15 protein-coding genes are annotated in these 16,657 nt (G+C 67.0%); 13 read left to right on the top strand and 2 right to left on the bottom strand.

From position 1 onward, the window contains the following. Positions 1 to 9: 9 nt before the first annotated feature. The 5 genes from cobN to SLT36_RS13410 are packed head-to-tail and all read left to right on the top strand — an operon-like array spanning position 10 to position 7,259. Complete coding sequence (cobN, locus tag SLT36_RS13430; RefSeq protein ID WP_432288077.1) at positions 10 to 3,489, top strand: cobaltochelatase subunit CobN; 3,480 nt, start codon at positions 10 to 12, stop codon at positions 3,487 to 3,489. Then, positions 3,486 to 5,114 (top strand): precorrin-3B synthase, encoded by a 1,629-nt coding sequence (cobG, locus tag SLT36_RS13425; RefSeq protein WP_432288076.1) that lies wholly within the window; start codon positions 3,486 to 3,488, stop codon positions 5,112 to 5,114. The genes cobN and cobG overlap by 4 nt, the downstream gene beginning before the upstream one ends. A gap of 2 nt (positions 5,115 to 5,116) precedes the next feature. Further along, positions 5,117 to 5,749: a precorrin-8X methylmutase gene (locus SLT36_RS13420; protein ID WP_432288075.1), complete on the top strand. Its 633-nt coding sequence runs from the start codon at positions 5,117 to 5,119 to the stop codon at positions 5,747 to 5,749. Further along, positions 5,746 to 6,498, top strand: a complete 753-nt coding sequence (locus SLT36_RS13415) for a precorrin-2 C(20)-methyltransferase (protein WP_432288073.1) — start codon at positions 5,746 to 5,748, stop codon at positions 6,496 to 6,498. The genes SLT36_RS13420 and SLT36_RS13415 overlap by 4 nt, the downstream gene beginning before the upstream one ends. Then, positions 6,495 to 7,259 carry a precorrin-3B C(17)-methyltransferase gene (locus tag SLT36_RS13410; protein WP_432288072.1) on the top strand — a complete coding sequence of 255 codons (765 nt, stop codon included), beginning with the start codon at positions 6,495 to 6,497 and terminating at the stop codon, positions 7,257 to 7,259. Before SLT36_RS13415 ends, SLT36_RS13410 begins: the two co-directional genes overlap by 4 nt. Here SLT36_RS13410 and SLT36_RS13405 read toward each other — a convergent pair. Continuing rightward, the gene (locus SLT36_RS13405; protein ID WP_432288070.1) at positions 7,223 to 7,990 is read right to left on the bottom strand and encodes a cobalt-precorrin-6A reductase; all 768 of its coding nucleotides are present in this window, start codon (positions 7,988 to 7,990) and stop codon (positions 7,223 to 7,225) included. The two genes, SLT36_RS13410 and SLT36_RS13405, sit on opposite strands and share 37 nt — an antisense overlap. Before the next feature lies 1 nt (position 7,991). Between SLT36_RS13405 and cbiE the strand changes: the two genes are divergently transcribed. Genes cbiE through cobM form a run of 3 tightly spaced genes read left to right on the top strand, consistent with a single transcriptional unit; the run spans position 7,992 to position 10,368 of the window. Beyond that, entirely contained in the window at positions 7,992 to 9,224 is a 1,233-nt protein-coding gene (gene cbiE / locus SLT36_RS13400; RefSeq protein ID WP_432288068.1) for a precorrin-6y C5,15-methyltransferase (decarboxylating) subunit CbiE, read from the top strand. Further along, a complete protein-coding gene (locus SLT36_RS13395; protein WP_432288066.1) occupies positions 9,221 to 9,607 on the top strand; it encodes a cobalamin biosynthesis protein in 387 nt (128 codons plus the stop codon). The genes cbiE and SLT36_RS13395 overlap by 4 nt, the downstream gene beginning before the upstream one ends. Then, the gene (gene cobM, locus SLT36_RS13390; protein WP_432288064.1) at positions 9,604 to 10,368 is read left to right on the top strand and encodes a precorrin-4 C(11)-methyltransferase; all 765 of its coding nucleotides are present in this window, start codon (positions 9,604 to 9,606) and stop codon (positions 10,366 to 10,368) included. The genes SLT36_RS13395 and cobM overlap by 4 nt, the downstream gene beginning before the upstream one ends. Here cobM and SLT36_RS13385 read toward each other — a convergent pair. Then, entirely contained in the window at positions 10,335 to 11,450 is a 1,116-nt protein-coding gene (locus SLT36_RS13385) for a cobalt-precorrin-5B (C(1))-methyltransferase (RefSeq protein ID WP_432288063.1), read from the bottom strand. The genes cobM and SLT36_RS13385 overlap by 34 nt on opposite strands. A 53-nt stretch (positions 11,451 to 11,503) precedes the next feature. Here SLT36_RS13385 and cobA point away from each other — a divergent pair, with 53 nt between their 5' ends. The 5 genes from cobA to cysP all read left to right on the top strand — a co-directional run bounded on the left by cobA (position 11,504) and on the right by cysP (position 16,572). Next, positions 11,504 to 12,289: a uroporphyrinogen-III C-methyltransferase gene (gene cobA, locus SLT36_RS13380; RefSeq protein WP_432288062.1), complete on the top strand. Its 786-nt coding sequence runs from the start codon at positions 11,504 to 11,506 to the stop codon at positions 12,287 to 12,289. Next, on the top strand, positions 12,286 to 13,599 hold the full coding sequence (locus tag SLT36_RS13375; RefSeq protein WP_432288060.1) for a cobyrinate a,c-diamide synthase: 1,314 nt from the start codon (positions 12,286 to 12,288) through the stop codon (positions 13,597 to 13,599). The genes cobA and SLT36_RS13375 overlap by 4 nt, the downstream gene beginning before the upstream one ends. Positions 13,600 to 13,603: 4 nt before the next feature. After that, positions 13,604 to 14,359, top strand: coding sequence for an adenosylcobinamide-GDP ribazoletransferase (locus tag SLT36_RS13370; protein WP_432288058.1), 756 nt, complete (start codon positions 13,604 to 13,606; stop codon positions 14,357 to 14,359). 24 nt (positions 14,360 to 14,383) lie between these two features. Beyond that, on the top strand, positions 14,384 to 15,394 hold the full coding sequence (gene cobT, locus SLT36_RS13365; RefSeq protein ID WP_432288056.1) for a nicotinate-nucleotide--dimethylbenzimidazole phosphoribosyltransferase: 1,011 nt from the start codon (positions 14,384 to 14,386) through the stop codon (positions 15,392 to 15,394). Between the two features lie 191 nt (positions 15,395 to 15,585). Beyond that, entirely contained in the window at positions 15,586 to 16,572 is a 987-nt protein-coding gene (gene cysP, locus SLT36_RS13360) for a thiosulfate ABC transporter substrate-binding protein CysP (protein WP_432288054.1), read from the top strand. Positions 16,573 to 16,657 lie beyond the last annotated feature (85 nt).

The following is a 16,657-nucleotide window of genomic DNA, read 5'->3' as shown; positions in this document are numbered from 1 at the left end:
ACAGTCGGGATGCACATCCTCACCACCACCTCCGCCTCGCTCGATGACCTGATCGAGCCTGTCGACCTCAGGCAGAAGCCTGCGGATGTGGTGGCGCTGTCCTTCACCGACAGCGATCTGGCCGGCCTCGCCGGCGCCTGGAAGGCGGATGCGGCCAACTTGCCATCGATGCGGCTCGCAAGCCTGCGCGACCTCCGCCATCCGATGTCGGTCGATCTCTGGATCGACGGCGTGGCAAGCCACGCCAAAGTCATCCTCGTCCGCATCCTCGGCGGCCACGACTGGTGGCGCTATGGCTGCGACCAGCTTGCCGCGATGGCGCGCGAAAAAGGCATCGCGCTGGCGCTTTTGCCGGGCGAAAGCCACGACGAGGATCTCAGGCTGATCGAGGCCTCGACCCTGCCGCGCACCGAACTCGACGCCCTGCTCGGCTATTTCCGCGAGGGCGGCCCGGAGAACATGAAGGCGCTGGTGGCGCGGCTGGCCGGACTGACGGGTGGCAAGAATGTTATGGCGGCACCCGTCGCAGTTCCGAAGGCGGGATTTTATGATGCGGCGCGGGGCATCGTCTGTGATTTGGAAGCCTTTTTTACCGGATGGACCAGCGCCTCTGCGCAGATGTCCGGCAGGACAAAGGGGGGTGCGCAGGATCACGCCATCTCCAGCTCTCCTGCCATCCCCATCCTCTTCTACCGTTCGATGCTGCTCGCCGCCGACGTCGCCCCTATCGACGCGTTGGTCGAGGCACTGAGAGCACAGGGCCTCCGCCCCGTCCCGATTTTCGTCTCAAGCCTCAAGGATAAGGCCTCCCTCGCATTCGTCGAAGCAGCCCTGGACCAGCTCGCGCCCACGGCCATCGTCACCGCAACCGCCTTCGCCGCCGGCGCCGAACCGGGCACGGAAACGCTGTTCGACCGCGCCCGCGTGCCAGTGTTCCAGGTCATCGTCGCCACCACCCGCCGCGAAGCCTGGGAAGGCAGCCGGCGCGGCCTCGCGCCCGCCGATCTTGCCATGCATGTGGTGATGCCCGAGCTCGACGGTCGCATCCTCGCCGGCGCCATCTCGTTCAAGGCGGAGAGCGAAGTCGACCCAGCCCTCGGTTTCCGCGCCTTCGCCAACCGGCCCGAACCAGACCGTGTCGAGCAGGTCGCCCGCCGGATCTCGGCGCATCTCAGGCTGCGCCAGACATCGCCCGAAAAGCGCAAGCTGGCGATTCTCGTCCCCGACTATCCCAGCGCCCCCGGTCGCACCGGCTATGCCGTCGGCCTCGACGTGCCATCAAGCGTGCTCGCCATGCTGCACGACCTCAAGGAGGCCGGCTACACGGTTGAATCGATTCCGCAATCGCCGCGCGCATTGCTCGACCTGATCGAGGCTGGTGGGCAAGGGCTGGCGCTCGAAGACTATCTCACGCTTGCCGAAGATCTGCCTGAGGAGGCGAGGAAAGCTGTCGAAGCGGCGTGGGGCAAGGCGGAAGCTGATGCAGTCGACAAGACCAAGACACGGAAGCGCTCGACGTTGCCCGAAGCATCCCCATACGCTCGCCGCGAACCCAGCTCTACCTTCGCCTTCCGCGCGGCCACCTTCGGCAACGTCACCGTCGCCCTCGCCCCTGACCGCGGCCGTTCGGCCGATCGCCGCGCCGACTATCACGACCCGACGCTGCCGCCGCGCCACGCGCTGCTCGCCTTCGGCCTCTGGCTGCAGAAGTCGCTCGGCATCCACGCCATCGTCCATGTCGGCGCCCATGGCACACTCGAATGGCTGCCCGGCAAGGCGGTGGCACTGAGCCGGAATTGCTTTCCCGAAATCGTCACCGGCTCCCTGCCGGTGGTCTATCCCTTCATCGTCTCCAATCCCGGCGAGGCGGCCCAGGCCAAGCGTCGCATCGCAGCGATCACGCTTGGCCACCTGCCGCCGCCGCTCGCCGCTGCCAGCCTGGACGAACACCAGCAGAAGCTCGAGCGCCTGGTCGACGAGTACGCCCAGGCCGACGGCCTCGACCGTCGTCGCCGCGACCGCCTGGCCAAGCTCATCGTCGAAACGGCGTCGCAGACCGGCCTTGCTGCCGAGGCCGGCGTCGCCGGGACCGACGCGCCCGACGAAGCGCTGCGCCGCATCGACGCCTGGCTCTGCGACCTCAAGGATTTCGCCATCAAGGACGGCCTGCATATCTATGGCCGCGCCGAAGAGAACGAGCCGGACTCGGCGCGCCTTGCCAGCGCAGAAGCCGAGCGGAAAAACTTGATCGCCGCGCTCGACGACCGCCATATCAAAGCCGGCCCAGCAGGCGCTCCGGCACGTGGCCGCACCGACGTCCTGCCGACCGGGCGCAACCTGTTCACGTCAGACCCGCGCACAATGCCGACGCCGACGGCCTTCGACCTCGGCAAGGCAGCCAGCGACGAAGTCATGCGCAGCTACCTGCAGAGCCATGGCGAATGGCCGCGTGCGCTCGTCATCGACCTGTGGGGCAGCGCTTCCTTGCGCACCGGCGGTGAGGAGATCGCGCAGGGCTTGGCGCTGATGGGCTGTCGGCCGCAATGGGACGCCGCCACCGGTCGCGTCACCGGCATCGAGGTGCTGCCGCCGGCAGCGATCGGCCGCCCGCGCGTCGATGTCACCTGGCGTATATCAGGCCTGTTTCGCGACATGTTCCCAACCCAGATCGCACTCATCGACGCCGCCGCGCGCGCCGTTGCCACCCGCGACGAGGACGACCACGACAACCCGCTCGCCGCCAGCACGCGCGCAGCGGGCAAGGTCGAGCCACGCATCTTCGGTTCCTCCCCCGGCACCTATGGTGCCGGCCTCGAGGACCTGCTTTCCAGCGGTGGCTGGCAGGCGCGCGAGGACCTCGGCCGGGCTTATCTCGATGCTGCCTCGCACGCCTACGGGGGCAGCGACGGCGAAGGCATTTCCGCGCCGGGCGCTTTTGCCGACCGCATCGCCGAGGCCGACCTGCTTGTGCACACCGGCGACGACCCCGGCCGCGACATTCTCGAAGGCTCCGCCGACGTCGCCTTCATCGGCGGCTTCGCAGCAGCGGTCGCAGCCCTCGGCAGGCACGCCGACGTCATCGTGCTCGACACCTCGGATCCGCAGAAGCCGAGGCCGCGCTCGGTCACGGAGGCTGTCGGCCGCGTCGTCAGGGCACGCGCCACCAATGCCCGCTTCATTGCCGGCCAGATGCGCCATGGCCCGCGCGGCGCCTCCGAATTCGCCGAGACGGTCGACAGGCTGATCGGTTTTGCCGAGACCACCAACGCCATCCCGGCCGCGCTGATCGAAGCCGTCCACGACGCCTATGTCGGCAACGAGGACGTGCGCGACTTCATGCTGCGCGAAAACCCGGCGGCAGCAAAATTCATCGCCGAGCGTTTTGCCACTGCCCGTCGGCGCGGCTTGTGGCACCCGCTGCGCAACTCCGTCGACGACGATCTCGCTGCCCTCATCGCCGAGGCTGAAGCGCGCGAGGTTGCGGCATGACCGGCTTTTCCCGCCGCGGCGCTTGTCCGGCCCTTTCGGCCCCGATGTCGACCGGCGACGGCCTGTTGGTGCGGCTCAACCCGCTTGCTGGAGAAATCGCGCCCAACGTCTTGATCGGACTCTGTGAATCCGCGGCGCGTCATGGCAACGGCATCGTCGAGGTGACTGCGCGTGGCAGCATCCAGATCAGGGGGCTGACGGCGGAGAGCGCACGTCTGCTGGCCGAAGAAGTCGATGCGCTCGGCATCGCGGTGCGCACCGGCGTGCCCGTCGACACCAGCCCGCTCGCCGGCATCGACCCGGAGGAGACTGCGGATCCGACACCGCTGGCGGCAGCGATCCGGACAGCCATAGCCGAGGTCGACCTTGCTACGCGGCTCGGCCCGAAGGTGTCCATCGTCGTGGACGGGCGGGGCCAGGTCGGGCTCGGCACGATCATCGGCGATGTCAGACTGGTGGCAAAGGATGCCGAACGTTGGCGCTTGTCGGTGGCTGGCGATGAGAACTCGGCGCGTTTGGTCGGTGAATTCGATCCAGACGCCGCATGCGCGGCCACGCTCGACATTCTCCGGGCAATTGCGGCACTTGGCCGGCAAGGCCGCGCACGTGACCTCAGCTCGGAGGTCGTGCGTGCTGCCATTGCAGGATTTGAAGCCTCTCATTCCTTGGCACCCCCCTCTGTCCTGCCGGACATCTCCCCCGCAAGGGGGGAGATCGGCAACTCCGCTGGCGGCGCTCGTCATGCAGCGTTGCCGATGGACGGAGACGGCGACGACAGCCTGATCTCCCCCCTTCCACGGAAAGTTGGCAGCGCCGCTGGTGGTGCTGATCGTGCAGCGTTGCAGATGGGCGGAGACGGCGGTGACAGCCTGATCTCCCCCCTTGCGGGGGAGATGTCCGGCAGGACAGAGGGGGGTGGGAAGGATCGCGACGCCGCGAAGGCTGCCGCTCTCGAACCTGAATCGATCCCTGAGCACTCTGCCGCAACCGATTCATCCGCCATCGGAACCCTCTCTCTCAGCGGCACCCAAATCGCCCTTGGCATCGCCCTGCCTTTCGGCAGCATCGAAGCCGCGGCCCTGATCGCTTTCTGCCGGGCAGCAGCAGCCGCCGGCGCCACCTGCATCCGTCCAGCACCAGGCCGCACCCTGCTCGTAATGGGCCTCGACCGCGCCTCCGCCGCCAACCTCACGGCCGCCGCCAGTTCCCTTGGCTTCGTCATGTCCCCCAACGATCCCAGCATCCGCATAGCCGCCTGCCCCGGCGCGCCGGCCTGCGCTTCGGGCATGATCGCCGCGCGCGACGTCGCCGCCGAAATTGCCCACGAGATCGGCGAAAGCCTCGACCCGACGCTGTCGCTGCATGTCTCCGGCTGCGCCAAGGGCTGCGCCCATCCGGGACCGGCTACGCTCACCATCGTTGGTGACGAAAAGGGTGCTGTATTTGTCGTCGGCGGAACGGCGAGGGGCCTTCCGGCCGCCTACACCGCAGGATATGAAGCCGCGCGCGGTATGGGCCGCCTCACGAAATTGCTCGCCCAAGAGCGCAAGCCGGACGAAGATGCCGCCGCCTGCCTCGCAAGGCTGGGCGCAAAGCGCCTCGCGCAAGCTCTGGCACAGGAATGAACATGGCCGCTTACGACTATATCCATGATGGCACGGCCATCTACGAACGATCCTTCGCCATCATCCGCGCGGAGGCGGACCTCAAGCGCTTCTCCGAAGACGAGGCCGACGTTGCGGTGCGCATGATCCATGCCTGCGGCTTGGTCGAAGCCGCCGAGCATTTCGTCTTCTCTGAAAACTTCGTCGCCGCTGCGCGCGGTGCGCTGAAGGCCGGCGCGCCGATCTTCTGCGACGCCGAAATGGTGGCACGCGGCGTCACCCGCGCCCGTTTGCCGGCCGACAACGAAGTGATCTGCACACTGCGCGACCCGCGCACATCAGATATCGCCAGGGAGATCGGCAACACCCGATCGGCCGCCGCGATCGACCTCTGGGTCGACAGGCTCGCAGGCTCGGTCGTCGCCATCGGCAACGCGCCGACAGCACTGTTCTACCTGCTCGAGAGACTGCGCGACGGCGCGCCCAAGCCTGCCGCCATCATCGGCATGCCGGTCGGCTTCGTCGGCGCGGCCGAATCCAAGGATGCCCTGGCAGAGAATTCCTATGGCGTGCCCTACGCCATCGTCCGCGGCCGCCTCGGCGGCAGCGCCATGACGGCGGCTGCCCTCAACTCGCTGGCGAGGCCCGGCGTATGAGCGCTCCCGCTGCAAAGGGCCGCCTCATCGGCGTCGGCACCGGCCCCGGCGATCCCGAACTTTTGACGCTCAAGGCCGTGCGCGCGCTCGCCGAGGCCGACGTGATCGCGCATTTCGCCAAGCGCGGTGCCAATGGCAACGCCCGCACCATCACCGATGCGCATTTCCGCGACAACGTGATCGAGCTGCCGCTGATCTATCCAGTCACCATCGAGATCGACAAGGATCACGACGACTACCGCGCTGCCATTACGGGGTTCTACGAGGCATCGGCGCAAGCGATAGCTGCCCATCTCGATCAGGGCCGTACGGTTGCGATCCTGTCGGAGGGCGACCCGCTGTTCTACGGCTCCTACATGCACCTGCATGTGCGCCTGTCGCATCTCTACCCGACCGAAGTCATCCCTGGCGTCACTGCCATGTCCGGCTGCTGGTCGCAGACGAGCGTGCCGATCGTCCAGGGCGACGACGTGCTGTCGGTGCTGCCCGGCACGATGAGCGAGTTCGAGCTGACCCGCCGCCTCGCCGATACCGACGCCGCTGTCATCATGAAGGTCGGCCGCAACCTGCCGAAGATCCGCAAGGCGCTGGACGCGATCGGCAAGCTCGGCCGCGCGCTGTATGTCGAGCGCGGCACCATGCCCAACACCCAGCACATGAAGCTGGTCGACAAGACAGACGACAAGGCGCCCTATTTCGCCATCGTGCTGGTGCCCGGCTGGGCCGGCAAGCCGGGAGCGGACAATTGAGCGGCCGCCTCGTCGTCATCGGCCTCGGTCCCGGCAATCCGGACCAGGTCACGCCGGAAGCCAGCCGCGCGGTCGCGGAAGCCAGCCATTTCTTCGGCTACAAGCCCTATCTCGACCGGCTCGAGCTGCGCCCTGATCAGACCCGCGTCGCCTCCGACAACCGCGAGGAGATCTCCCGCTCCAACGCCGCTCTCGAAATGGCGGCAAGCGGCCACCAGGTGGCTGTGGTCTCGGGCGGCGATCCAGGCGTCTTTGCCATGGCAGCCGCCGTCTGCGAGGCCATCGAGGCCGGCCCGAGGGCATGGCGCGACATCGAGTTGTCGGTCGTTCCCGGCATCACCGCCATGCTGGCCGTGGCAGCCCGCGTCGGCGCACCGCTCGGCCACGATTTCTGCGCCATCAATCTGTCGGACAATCTGAAGCCGTGGGATTTGATCGAGCGCCGGCTTGTCGCCGTCGCGCAGGCAGGCTTCGTCATCTCGCTCTACAACCCGATCAGCAAGGCCCGTCCCTGGCAGCTCGGCAGCGCGTTGGAAACCCTGCGCAAGCATCTGCCTGCCACGACGCCTGTCATCTTCGGCCGCGCCGCCGGTCGGCCCGACGAGCGCATCGAGATCTTCACGCTTGGCGAAGCCGATGCGGCGAAGGCCGACATGGCGACCTGCGTCGTCATCGGCTCGGCCGAGACGCGCCTGATCGAACGCAACGGCAAGCCCCCGCTGGTCTACACGCCGCGTTTTTCCGCCGGAGCGGCGAAATGATCGACAAGATCGGCCATGGCAGCGACATCAGGTGCGGACGGCACCTCGGGAAGCTGCGGCCGGCGGAACAGGATCACCTCGATACCGAGTTGCCGCGCTGCCGCGATCTTGCCGTAGGTCGCCTGCCCACCGCTGTTCTTGGCGACGATGACGTCGATCCTGTGCGCCTTGAGCAACGCCCGCTCATCCGCTTCGCGGAACGGCCCGCGCGCCAGAATGTAGGTCGCGTCGGCCACGCCGAGCGGCGGCTCTATCGGATCGACGCTGCGAATGACATAGCCGTGCTGGGGGGCTGTCTCGAAGGCCGCGACCTCCTGCCGACCGAGCGCCAGGAACACGCGGCGCGAGCTTTGGCCCAGCGCGGCGACAGCCTGTTCGGCGTCTTCCACCAGCGTCCAGCTGTCACCTTCGACCGGCTCCCAGTCAGGACGGCGCAGAGCGAGGATCGGCACATCCGATATCCGAGCTGCCTCCGCCGCATTGGCCGAGATGCGCGCCGCATAAGGATGCGTGGCATCGATCAGGAGATCGGTCTTGTGCCCGGCCAGCCAATCGGCCAGCCCCTGCGCGCCGCCGAAGCCACCTGTTCGTACCGGCACCGGCTGCTCGACCGGGTTTTCGGTCCGGCCCGCCAGCGAAAGCAAGATGTCGAGATCGCCACGGGTGGCGAGCTTGGCCGCCAGCTGCCGCGCTTCGGTGGTTCCGCCCAGGATCAGAATACGGTGGGTCATCATGCCTGCTGAATTCGACGCACCGACGCAAGAATGGCTGACCGTCGTCGGCATCGGCGAGGACGGTGTAGCGGGTCTCGGCGACGAGGCCAAGCGGGCGATATCAGGCGCTGCCCACGTCTTCGGTGGCAAACGTCATCTGGCGCTGGCAGCAACGCTCATCACAGGCGCGGCTCGCCCATGGCCGACGCCTTTCGACAGCGAAATGCGTGACGTGGTCGCCCTGCGCGGTGAAAATGTCTGCGTGCTGGCTTCGGGCGACCCGTTCCTGCACGGCGTCGGCGTCACCCTTTCCCGCGTCGTGCCGTCAGCGGAAATGCGGGTCCTTCCGGCCCCATCTGCCTTCTCGTTGGCCGCCTCGCGGCTGGGCTGGGCGCTGCAGGACATCGAAACGGTTTCGCTCCACGGCCACGCCATCGATCTGATCCGCCCGTTTCTGCAGCCGGGCGCGCGCATCATCGCACTCACCTCGGATGGCGAAGCGCCGGCCCAGATCGCAGCCCTTGTCGCCGGCAACGGTTTCGGCGCTTCGCGTTTGACGGTGCTCGAAGCCCTCGGTGGAGAAAGCGAGCGCATCCGCGCCACGACAGCCAGTGGCTTCGACGTCGAAAACATCAATCCGCTCAACGTCCTGGCCCTTGAGCTTGAATCCGGATCACAGGCACGGATCCTGCCGCTTGCCTCAGGTCTCGCCGACGACGTGTTCGAGCATGACGGCCAGATCACCAAGCGCGAGATCCGCGCGGTCACTCTTTCCACCCTCGCGCCCCGCCGCGGGGAGTTGCTGTGGGACATCGGCGCCGGCTCCGGCTCGATATCCGTCGAATGGATGCTGTGTCACACCTCGCTGCGCGCCATCGCCGTCGAGCACAATGCCGAGCGCGCCGAACGCATCGAACGCAATGCCGGCGCCTGCGGCGTGCCCGGTCTCACGATTGTCAGGGGCGCCGCGCCTGACGCGCTGATCGGCCTGCCGACGCCAGACGTCATATTCATCGGCGGCGGCGGCTCGGACGCCGGCGTCTTCGATGCGGCAATCGCAGCGCTTCGATCAGGCGGTCGCCTCGTCGCCAACGCCGTCACGCTCGAAATGGAAACATTGCTGCTGTCGCGCCATGCCGCGCATGGCGGCGATCTTCTGCGCCTTCAAGTCTCCCGCGCCGCCCCTGTTGGCTCGATGACCGGCTGGCGGCCGGCAATGCCGGTCACGCAGTGGAGCTGGGTGAAGCCATGATGGTTGCAGGCATTGGCTGCCGCAAAGGCGCAGCACGCGAAGACATCCTCTCGGCAATCGAAACCGCGCTCGAGGCGCACGGCCTGGCGATCACCGCATTGACCGCGCTCGCCACGGCAACGCTCAAACGCGACGAACCGGGCATTCTCGCCGCCGCGCGACGGCTCGACCTGCCCTTGCTCGTCGTCGACGACGAGGCGCTGGCCGCTGCTGCCTCGCGCACGCTCAGTCATTCTCAGGCCTCGCAGGACGCTGCCGCTACGCCGTCTGTCTCCGAGGCATCAGCGCTCGCCGCCGCCGGTGCCGATGCCTCCCTGCTTGGCCCACGCACGATCGTCGGCCCCGCAACCTGCGCCATAGCCACCTCTGGAGCCACAGCTTGACCGTTCACTTCATCGGCGCCGGACCGGGCGCGGCAGACCTCATCACCTTGCGCGGCAGCCGCCTGCTCGGCTCCTGCCCGGTCTGCCTCTATGCCGGTTCCATCGTTGCGCCGGAGCTTCTGACCTATTGCCCCGGCGACGCCCGGCTGGTCGACACGGCGCCGATGTCGCTCGACGAGATCGAGGCGGAATATGTCGCCGCCCACAAGGCCGGGCATGACGTCGCGCGGCTGCATTCGGGTGATCTGTCAGTGTGGAGCGCCGTCGCCGAACAGATCCGCCGGCTGGAAAAGCACGGCATCCCCTACACGCTGACCCCCGGTGTGCCATCCTTTGCAGCAGCGGCCGCAGCGCTCAAGCGCGAATTGACAATCCCCGAAGTCGCCCAGAGCCTGGTGCTGACCCGCACCTCCGGCCGCGCCTCGAAGATGCCTCCGGGCGAAACGCTTGCCGGCTTCGGCCGCACCGGTGCGACGCTCGCCGTCCACCTGTCGATCCACGCGATCAACCAAGTCGTGACTGAGCTGACACCGCATTACGGCCCGGATTGCCCGGTAGCGGTCGTCTTCCGTGCCTCCTGGCCGGACGAGCGCATCGTCAGGGCGACGCTGTCGACGATAGCAGCCGAATTGGCAAAGGACCCGATCAAGCGCACTGCCATCATCTTCGTCGGCCAGTCGCTGGCAGCGCAAGATTTCCGCGAAAGTTCGCTCTACGACGCCTATTATCAGCGCCGCTTCAGGGGCCGCGACGGGCTATGAGAGGCGGCGAAGGGCGCATGCCCCCTCAACTCGCCCTCGCGGTTGAAGACCAGGATTTCGAGCGCGATATCGGGACTGTTCAGCGCGCCGGCAGCCGTGCGCCAGGCCGCACGTGCAACCGCGTCGCCGATCGCAATGCCGGCCTTGTTGGCCTCGATGAAGGCTTCAGCGACGGTGTTGGCGCTCTTGATACGGGCCTCCAGTTCGGCATTGGCACCGGCCTCGACGGCGACTGCGGCAAGCCCGTCGAGATCGGCCGAACCCCGGCTCGAATGCACGTCGAGCAGGCCTTGCGCCAGCTTGGTCATCTTGGCGACTCCGCCGGCAATCGTCACCTTCGCCACCGGATGAGCGCGGATGTATTTCGCCATGCCACCGACGAAATCGCCCATGTCGATCAGTTGGACCTCGTGCAGGCCATGGAACTTCTGCACCGCCAGCTCGGAAGTGTTGCCGGTCGAACCCGCCACATGGTCGAAGCCCATGGCGCGGGCCACATCGACGCCGCGATGGATGGAGTGGATCCAGGCCGAGCAGGAGTAGGGAATGACGATGCCCGTCGTCCCCAGGATCGAGATGCCGCCAAAAATGCCCAAGCGCGGGTTGAGCGTCTTCAGCGCCATTTCCTCGCCGCCGGCGACGGAAATCTCGACCTCGACATCGGCGCCCTCGCCCAGCACTTCGGCCACGACGCCGGCAATCATCTTGCGCGGCACCGGGTTGATCGAGGCTTCGCCGGGCGGAATCGGCAGGCCCGGCCGCGTCACCGTGCCGACGCCCTTGCCCGCCTTGTAGACAAGACCGCTGCCGGCAGCGCCCGGCCGCACCGTGCTCATGACCAGCGCGCCATGCGTGACGTCAGGGTCGTCCCCGGCGTCCTTGACGATACCGGCCATGGCCAGGCCGTCGCCGCGTTCGTTTCTCGCCAGCGCAAACGCAACGGCCTGCCCGCCCGGCAGCACGATCTCCACCGGATCGGGAAACGCACCCGCCTTCAATGCCACGCACGCCGCCTTGGTGGCGGCAGTGGCGCAGGCGCCGGTGGTCCAGCCGCGCTTGAGCGGACGATCTTCTTCATTCATGACGCGATCTATAGGCTGGCACAGCCTGTGCGTCATCGGCGAAAGCGACACGCATGACACTCGAAAACGCTATCGCGCGTTTGAATTACAAGCAGCACGTGCTCGAACCGGGGCATGTATGGCTGGCCGGCGCCGGCCCCGGCGACCCCGGCCTGCTGACGCTCGACGTCCTGTCGGCGCTGGCCCAGGCCGATGCGCTGGTGCATGACGCGCTGGTCTCGCCCGAGATCGTTGCGGTTGCCGAACAGGCGGAAAAATTCTTCGTCGGCAAGCGCGGCGGCCGGCTGTCGATCCCGCAGGGCGACATCAATGCGCTGCTGGTCAGGCTGGCGCGCGACGGCCGCAAGGTCGTGCGGCTCAAGGGCGGCCATCCCTTCGTCTTCGGGCGTGGTGCCGAAGAAGCGCGGGTGTTGACCCGAGAGAACATTCCCTGGCGCGTGCTCTCGGGCATCACCTCAGCCTTCGGCGGTCTCTCCTCCGCCGGTATTCCGGCCACCATGCGCGGCGTCAACGGCGCGATCATTCTCGCCACCGGCTTTGCCGCCGTCAGCGACGATCGTCCTGATTGGTCAGCGCTTGCCCGCACCGGCCAGCCCATCGTCATCTATATGGGCCTGACCCACATGGCCGAAACGGTGACGGAACTTCTGCGCGGCGGATTGTCGACCGACACGCCTGCAGCCTTTGTCGAGAACGCCTCGACGCCGGAGGAACGCACGGTCACCGCCACGCTCGGCACACTGGTGGCCACCGCCGAGCGCGAAAAGGTCGTCTCGCCGGCCCTCATCGTCGTCGGCGGCATTGTCTCGCTGCGCGCCGAGCTGATTGGACGGAAATGACGGCGCGTGGGCTCATCATCGGCGCCCCGCGCTCGGGCTCGGGCAAGACCAGCGTAACGATTGGCCTGCTGCGCGCGCTGGCGCGCCGCGGTATCAAGGTACGTGGCGCGAAATCGGGACCGGACTACATCGATCCCGGCTTCCACGCTGCCGCCACCGGCCGGCCCGGCGTCAATCTCGACAGCTGGGCCATGGCGCCGTCGCTGCTCAACGCATTGGCCGCCGATGCATCGGCCGAAGCCGAGATGGTGATCCTCGAAAGCGCCATGGGCCTGTTCGACGGCATCCCTGCGGAGACAGGCCGCTCGGGTGCGGCTGCCGATCTCGCCCGTCTCTACGGCCTGCCGGTGCTTCTGGTGCTCGACGTCTCCGGCCAGTCGCAGACAGCAGCGGCCATCGCCAAGGGTTTTGCCACCTACGACCCTGGGGTCCGGATCGCGGGCGTGGTGCTCAACAGGCTCGGCAGCGACCGTCACCGCAAGCTTGCCGGCGACGCCATCGAGGCGCTCGGTCTGCCCGTCGTCGGCGCCATCCTGCGCGACCCGACCTTGTCCATTCCAGAACGCCACCTCGGGCTCGTCCAGGCCGAAGAGCATGCCGACCTTTTCGCCCACATCGAAAAGCTCGCCGACATGGTCGAGCGCTCGCTCGACCTCGACGCCATCATCGAACTGGCGACGCCGCTGACACCCATGGCCGGCGACCAATCCTTCGCACTGCCGCCGCCCGGACAGCGCATCGCGCTCGCCCAGGATGCCGCCTTCACCTTCCTTTACCCGCATCTCGCCGCCCACTGGCGCGCCATGGGCGCGGAGCTGGTTCCGTTCTCGCCGCTCGCCGACCGGGCACCCGACGCCACCTGCGACATCTGCTGGCTGCCGGGCGGCTATCCCGAACTCCATGCCGGCCGTCTCGCCGCAGCCGGCACCTTCCTGTCGGGTACCCGCCGTTTCGCCGACACCAAACCGGTCCATGGCGAGTGCGGTGGCTTCATGGTGCTCGGCCGTTCCATCGAGGACGCCGATGGCGCCACCCACGCGATGCTCGGCCTGCTCGGCCATGCCACCAGCTTCGCCAAGCGCAAGATGAATCTCGGCTACCGCCAAGCCAGACTTTCGGCACCTTGCCCGCTTGGTTCCGAGGGCAGCGTCGTCAGGGGGCACGAGTTCCATTACGCCCAGACGGTTGTAGGAGGCGACGATACGCCACTCGGGCAACTGGCCGATGGCCAGGGCAAGCCGCTAGGCAGCTTCGGCGGCCGGCGCGGCCATGTTACCGGCACCTTCTTCCACGCGATCGCGCGAGGCTGAGACGATGACGCCGGCGACGATCTTCGACGACATCCGCCTCTGCCTAGTCTTCTTCACGCGCCTGCCGCTGCCGCATTTCGAGGTCAGGGATCGTTCGCTCGCCGATGCCATCTGGACTGCTCCGCTCGTCGGCTTCGTCGTGGCGGTCCTGGCCTGGCTCGTCTTCGCTACCGGATATGTCCTCGGCCTCGCCGAAGGCCCGGCTGCCGCACTGGCCATCGCCGCAGCCATGCTGGTCACCGGTTGCCTGCATGAGGACGGCCTGTCCGACACATCGGACGGTTTCGGTGGCGGACGTGCACGCGAGCGCAAGCTCGAGATCATGCGCGACAGCCGCATCGGCAGCTATGGCGCGGCAGCGCTGGTGCTGTCGATCCTGGCGCGCTGGAGCGCGATCGTCGAAATCGAAGACCCCGCCCCTGTTTTCGTCGCCCTCGTCGCCGCTCATGTCGGCTCGCGCGCACTGATCCCCGCCTTCATGCGGAACCTGCCCCAGGCGCGCGCCGACGGCCTTGCCGCCGGCGTCGGCACAGTCGCCGACGGGGCAGTGATCGCCGCCCTCGCCATCGGCGCCGCAGGCCTGCTGTTCCTTGGGCTCAGCGGCGCGGTCGTCGCGGCGTTGTGCCTCGCCCTGCTCTTCTTCGCCTTCAGAAAGCTCTGCCTCGCCCAGATCGGCGGTCAGAGCGGCGACACCATCGGCGCTCTGCAGCAACTGGCCGAAATCGCCCTGCTGTTTGTCGCATCCGCCATCCTTGCTTGATTCTGTTTTGGAGTATTCACTGCCATGGCCTTCAAATCGCTCAATGAATTGCGCCAAGCTTGCCTCGACCTGCCCGCCGGCAGCGACGCCGCAGCGGATGCCGTCGCCCGCCGCCAGGACACGCTGACCAAGCCGCGCGGCAGCCTCGGCAAGCTCGAACAGATCGCCGCCTGGCTCGGCCGCTGGCAGGGCCGCGAGATGCCGAGGCTCGACGAGGTCAAGGTCATCGTCTTCGCCGGCAACCATGGCGTCACCGCCCAGGGCGTGTCGGCCTATCCGTCGGAGGTGACGGTGCAGATGGTCGCCAATTTCGCCGGCGGCGGTGCTGCCATCAACCAACTCGCCCGCCTTGCCGGCGCCGAACTCGCGGTCATCCCGCTCGAGCTCGATCGCCCCACGGGTGACTTCACCCAGACGGCGGCCATGAATGAGACCGATTTCCTCGACGCCGTCTCGACCGGCTATGACGCGGTGACGCCTGATCTCGATCTCGTCTGCTTCGGCGAAATGGGCATCGGCAATACCACACCCGCCGCGGCCATCGCCGCAGGCCTGTTCGGCGGCACCGGCCGCCAGTGGGCCGGCCGCGGCACCGGCGTCGACGATAGCGGCCTGGCCCGCAAGTTCGCCGCCATCGATGCCGGCCTCGCCCGTCATGCCGCCACGCTCGCCGATCCGCTGGCTGTCGCCGCCAATCTCGGCGGCCGCGAACTCGCCGCCATCCTCGGCGCCACGCTGGCCGCGCGCCACCACAACGTGCCCGTCCTGCTCGACGGCTTCGTCGTCACGGCGGCGGCTGCCCCCTTGGCAAAACTCCACCCGGAAGGCCTTGCCCACACGCAGTCGGCCCATGTCTCCGCCGAGGCAGGCCATCGCCAGCTGCTCGAAACCCTGAAGCTCGCGCCGCTGCTCGACATGGGGATGCGGCTCGGCGAAGGTTCGGGCGCCTGCCTCGCCGTCAATCTCGTCCGTTCGGCGCTGGAATGCCACGCCAGAATGGCAAGCTTCGCCGAGGCCGGTGTCACCGACAAATAGTTAGGCATTCCGCAGGAAGCCGGTCGTAAATCTCAATCCTAGAAATCGATTTCTTCGTTTGACAAAAAGATAGAAGAAAATTCTTCATACAAGCGCAGAGGCAATCCGCCTCTGCCTCTACCTGAAACAGGCCCGCAGCTATGTTGCGGCAAAGTTTAGCCATTTGCCGCTTGTCTCAGGAGAATGCCCCCATGAAACGTTTCCTTCTCGTCGGCGTGGCACTTGCCGCCATGCTCGCCGGCCCGTTGCAGGCGTCTGCCGCCGACAAGCTGCTCAACGCGTCTTACGACGTCGCCCGCGAACTGTTCGCTGCCGAAAATGCCGCCTTCATCGCCAAGAATCCGGGTGTCACGGTCGACCAGTCGCATGCCGGCACCTCCAAGCAGGCACGCGCCATCGTCGAAGGACTTGAAGCCGACGTCGTCACCTTCAACCAGGTCACCGATATCGAATTCCTGGCCAAGAACGGCTTTGTATCAGACGACTGGAAGAAGGATTTCGCCAACCAGGCCTCGCCCTTCTATTCGCTGCCGTCCTTCCTCGTCCGCGCCGGCAACCCCAAGGGCATCAAGGACTGGTCCGACCTGGTCCGCGACGACGTGAAGGTCGTCTTCCCCAATCCGAAGACCTCGGGCAATGCGCGCTATACCTATCTGGCGGCAACCGCCTACGCCAAGGAAGCATTCAAGGGTGACGAGGCCAAGGTCAAGGCGTTCGTGACCAAGCTGTTCGACAACGTGCCGGTGTTCGACACCGGCGGCCGCGCCGCCACCACCACCTTCGTCGAGCGCAACATCGGCGACGTGCTGATCACCTTCGAGGCCGAGACCCGCTCGATCGCCAAGGAATACGGTTCCGACAAGGTTGAGAGCGTCATCCCCTCGGTCAGCCTGCTCGCCGAATTCCCGGTCGCCATCGTCGACAAGGTCGTCGACAAGCGCGGCTCGCGCGATCTGGCAAAGTCCTACCTCGACTTCCTCTACACGCCTGAAGGCCAGCGCATTGCCGCCCAGCACGGCAACCGCGTCCACGAGCCTTCGGTCGCCGCCGAATTCAAGGACCAGTTCCCCGGAGTTCGCCTCGTCACCGTGGAAGATGTCTTTGGCGGCTGGGACAAGGTCCAGAAGGAACATTTCGGTTCCGGCGGCCTGCTTGAAGAGATCTACGGCGAGCGTTGACCTCAGTGCATGACCCCGAAAATCGATATCGATTTTCGGAAAAGGATCATGCACAACCCAAGGTGCTACAGCGTCCTTTGCGCGT

The sequence above is a fragment of the Aminobacter sp. BA135 genome, assembly GCF_050859125.1.
Taxonomy (GTDB): domain Bacteria; phylum Pseudomonadota; class Alphaproteobacteria; order Rhizobiales; family Rhizobiaceae; genus Aminobacter; species Aminobacter ciceronei.
Note: the sequence above shows the minus strand (reverse complement) of the source record. Positions and strands in the feature narration are given on the sequence as shown.

Bases quoted from the DNA above. Each gene is read 5' to 3' on its own strand.
- cobN (WP_432288077.1), top strand. From the start codon at position 10: ATGCACATCCTCACCACCACCTCCGCCTCGCTCGATGACCTGATCGAG.
- cobG (WP_432288076.1), top strand. From the start codon at position 3,486: ATGACCGGCTTTTCCCGCCGCGGCGCTTGTCCGGCCCTTTCGGCCCCG.
- SLT36_RS13420 (WP_432288075.1), top strand. From the start codon at position 5,117: ATGGCCGCTTACGACTATATCCATGATGGCACGGCCATCTACGAACGA.
- SLT36_RS13415 (WP_432288073.1), top strand. From the start codon at position 5,746: ATGAGCGCTCCCGCTGCAAAGGGCCGCCTCATCGGCGTCGGCACCGGC.
- SLT36_RS13405 (WP_432288070.1), bottom strand. From the start codon at position 7,990: ATGACCCACCGTATTCTGATCCTGGGCGGAACCACCGAAGCGCGGCAG.
- cbiE (WP_432288068.1), top strand. From the start codon at position 7,992: ATGCCTGCTGAATTCGACGCACCGACGCAAGAATGGCTGACCGTCGTC.
- SLT36_RS13395 (WP_432288066.1), top strand. From the start codon at position 9,221: ATGATGGTTGCAGGCATTGGCTGCCGCAAAGGCGCAGCACGCGAAGAC.
- SLT36_RS13385 (WP_432288063.1), bottom strand. From the start codon at position 11,450: ATGAATGAAGAAGATCGTCCGCTCAAGCGCGGCTGGACCACCGGCGCC.
- cobA (WP_432288062.1), top strand. From the start codon at position 11,504: ATGACACTCGAAAACGCTATCGCGCGTTTGAATTACAAGCAGCACGTG.
- SLT36_RS13375 (WP_432288060.1), top strand. From the start codon at position 12,286: ATGACGGCGCGTGGGCTCATCATCGGCGCCCCGCGCTCGGGCTCGGGC.
- SLT36_RS13370 (WP_432288058.1), top strand. From the start codon at position 13,604: ATGACGCCGGCGACGATCTTCGACGACATCCGCCTCTGCCTAGTCTTC.
- cobT (WP_432288056.1), top strand. From the start codon at position 14,384: ATGGCCTTCAAATCGCTCAATGAATTGCGCCAAGCTTGCCTCGACCTG.
- cysP (WP_432288054.1), top strand. From the start codon at position 15,586: ATGAAACGTTTCCTTCTCGTCGGCGTGGCACTTGCCGCCATGCTCGCC.